General features: G+C 30.8%; 4 protein-coding genes. All 4 read right to left on the minus strand.

What is annotated here, in order from left to right:
- Positions 1-193 precede the first annotated feature (193 nt).
- Entirely contained in the window at positions 194-814 is a 621-nt protein-coding gene (locus HM985_RS16930; protein ID WP_179377391.1) for a hypothetical protein, read from the minus strand.
- A gap of 175 nt (positions 815-989) precedes the next feature.
- Entirely contained in the window at positions 990-1,667 is a 678-nt protein-coding gene (locus tag HM985_RS16935; protein ID WP_179340062.1) for a hypothetical protein, read from the minus strand.
- Positions 1,668-1,883: 216 nt separating this feature from the next.
- The gene (locus HM985_RS16940; RefSeq protein ID WP_179377392.1) at positions 1,884-2,507 is read right to left on the minus strand and encodes a CatB-related O-acetyltransferase; all 624 of its coding nucleotides are present in this window, start codon (positions 2,505-2,507) and stop codon (positions 1,884-1,886) included.
- Positions 2,494-2,967, minus strand: a complete 474-nt coding sequence (locus HM985_RS16945; RefSeq protein ID WP_317167146.1) for an AAA family ATPase — start codon at positions 2,965-2,967, stop codon at positions 2,494-2,496. Before HM985_RS16945 ends, HM985_RS16940 begins: the two co-directional genes overlap by 14 nt.
- Positions 2,968-3,175: the final 208 nt, after the last annotated feature.

Consider the following 3,175-nt stretch of genomic DNA (forward strand, 5'->3'; position numbering starts at 1 on the left):
AATTCAGAGTTGTATAAGTTCCAATTTAGAGTTGGATTTTGCCGCACACGCATTGCTGCCAACGGGTTTGTGTATGGCTCGTTGTGGAAAATCAGCTATGATTTTCCGCCGTAACCGAAAGATAGCAAATTGCAATGAATTCCGATTAGGAATTCAGCCGCAATGAGCTATACACGTTGTTGTAAGCAGTTTTTTATTGTCCATATATTGCAGCTAAAATCAATGGAATTGTTATCAAAACAGAGATTATAGCTGGTTTTATCCAACTCCTTTTTCTATGTTGAAATTCCTTTCCGATAAATTTATTCCAAAAGTATTCTGTCAAAATTCCTCCACCTGCGATATTAAAAATCAAAGCGATATTGCCTCCAATATTTAGTAGGTTCACAACGACGAGTGTAATAATTGTATATAAAATTCCAAAAATCAAAACTTGAATTCTTCCAGTTTGATTGTCGGTTTGCTTCATATTATACATTAGTAAAACCGCCCCGAAAATAGTTGAGAATAACCCAGAAAATACCATAATCACTTTTTTAGAATGAAGTTCAGGTGCATTTGGGTCGTCCGTTGTATTGTTTTTCTTTTTGTCTTCCTCGATAGTCTTTTTACGAGCTATTTCTTTTTTTTCCTTTTCGATTTTGATTTCGCTTTCAACAGATTCCAATTCAGGTGATTTTCCGATACGTTCTTTCAAAATATGAATAGAGGCTGCAATAGCTTGTTCGTTATAGCTTTTTTTGTTTTCTAAAATATATTCTAATTCCGAGTCAGTTTTATGTTGGAATTTTTCAATAAATCTATTTTCACTCATTATTTGATTTGGTTCTATTATTTTGGGTCAAATTGCTTACAACGTGTTTGTGTATGGTTAGTTGCGTGGTTTAGCAACTAAGTTAGTAAACTTTTACGAACCCGTGAATATTCCGCAGGAATATTCGCAAGTAGAGAAGAATACAGCAATTAATTATACACGGTGTTGTAAGTAGTTATTTATTTCTACTATATTTTGATATATCAACGTTGCCTGCTTTAAAAACACCTTTTTTTATTTGCTTATTAATTTCAGCTATTGATTTGTCAAACTCTTCAGGGTTTTCAAAAGTTGAACTTATGTAAGGTCCAGTTTCTATTCCGCTTGGTCCAGTCCATCCTAACTTAATGTTTGAATAAAGCTCTTTTCCTATTTTGAACCATAAGTTGTTTAAATCTTCGTTAACTTTTTCTGTCAGCTTAAATTTAGTAGAAACTTTAGTATACTTTTTGGGAATAGGATATCTACCCCAATATGGTATTGCATCTGACAAAATCGACAATAATTTTCTTTCATTTTTATCAAATGATATTGAATCAATTTTGTCAACAAGTATTTCTAAATTATGATTTGAACTTATTTCAGGTGATATTTTTCCATCAGAAACATAAGAGTTATTTTCAGATATTATGAGTCCTTTCAATATGTTTTCAATTGAAAACCCATAATTTAAAAAGTAACCTCTTTCAAGTCTTAAACCTTTTTCGTTTTCAGGATATCTATTAATTTCAGTTACTGAATTAGAGAAGATGAGTTCTGCAATTTCTTTTAGTTCCTCTGAATAGTCTAACCAAGAAGTAGGAGCAGAGTCAACATCAAAAGTATATTGTTTATTATGTTCAAATTTCCCCATTAGATTGGCTAATTACTTACAACGTTTTTGTATATGACTCGTAGCTAGCAAATTAGCGATTAATTTTCGGTTAAGCACGAGCCGAATTTTTTAATTTTCTTATTACTTTTTATCAATAAGCCAAATTAAAAAATTTGGCGGACTTGCAAATATACCTTAACTTCGATTAAGCAACTGATTAGCTATGAGTTATATACGTTGTTGTGCGTTCGTTTTTTATTCGATTAGTTTATCAATATTCTTGTCAGTTAAATTTTGAACGTTTTTGGTTATTTTTTCCATATCCCAATTCCACCATTTTAAATCTAACAATTTATTTATAATTTCGTCTGAAAATCGCTTTTTGATTTCAGTTGCTGGATTTCCTCCGACTATTGAATACGGTTCAACATCTTTTACTACAGTTGAATTTGTTGCTATAATTGCTCCGTCTCCGATAGTAACTCCTGCCATAATTGTAGCATTATACCCAATCCAAACATCATTTCCGATATTTATATTTCCTTTTGTTGGATATTCTTTACCTTTCATTGCATTTTTCCAGCCATTTCCGAAAATTGAAAATGGATAGCTTGTCAGTGAATTTGTTAAATGATTTGCCCCATTCATAATGAATTTAACGTCAGATGCTATCATACAGAATTTACCTACGATTAATTTGTCGTTTATAAAGTCAAAATGATATTTTACATTCTTCTCAAAATTATCAACGTTTTCAAAATCGTCATAATAGGTATAGTCACCAACAATTATATTTGGATTTTTAATGATGTTTTTTAAAAAGCATAATTTATTATAATTCTCAAGTGGAAATGTTTTGTTTTTATCAGGTGTTATCATTTTCTGTAATAATGTTTAATATGAATTCAGCTCTTTCATTTATTGGCTTCTTTGGGATTTCGATAATAGTATAACCATAATTTTTATACGTTTCTGTCATTTTTTGAAATGTTATAACTGCTTCGTCCCAATTCTGTTTTCGCTCGCTATCCGTTTTATAAATTTCACGCCAAGGTGGAAGCATAAATATACTTTTATTATATCTCCAACTTTCCGCATAGGATTTCATCTGTTCAGTTATTTCCGATTGAATTAGCTCTGCATAACAAATGGTATCTAAAAATCCACGATCAAAAAAAATGAAATTTTCTTTATTCTTTTTTTTATCAAATTGCTCATAACTTCTTATTGAGCGGTCAAACATTATACTTTTATACATCTCTTTATTTTTCCAAGGTAATGCTTCGCCATTAATTTCGTTTTGCTCTTTTATTAATTCACGAGCGATTTCAGGAACTATTTCATAATTTCTATTTTTTTAGCTCCTTTAACAGACTTGTTTTTCCTGTTCCCGGACCTCCTGTTATGATAAAGAAATTGTTGTTAAATTTATGTTTGATTGTATTCGATTTTAGTTTTTTCAAATGACGCACAACGGTTTTGTGTATGGTTAGTTGCGTGGTTAAGCAACTAAGTTAGTAAACATTTACGAACCCGTGAATATTCCG

The organism is Winogradskyella wichelsiae, assembly GCF_013403925.1.
In the GTDB taxonomy this organism is placed as follows: domain Bacteria; phylum Bacteroidota; class Bacteroidia; order Flavobacteriales; family Flavobacteriaceae; genus Winogradskyella; species Winogradskyella wichelsiae.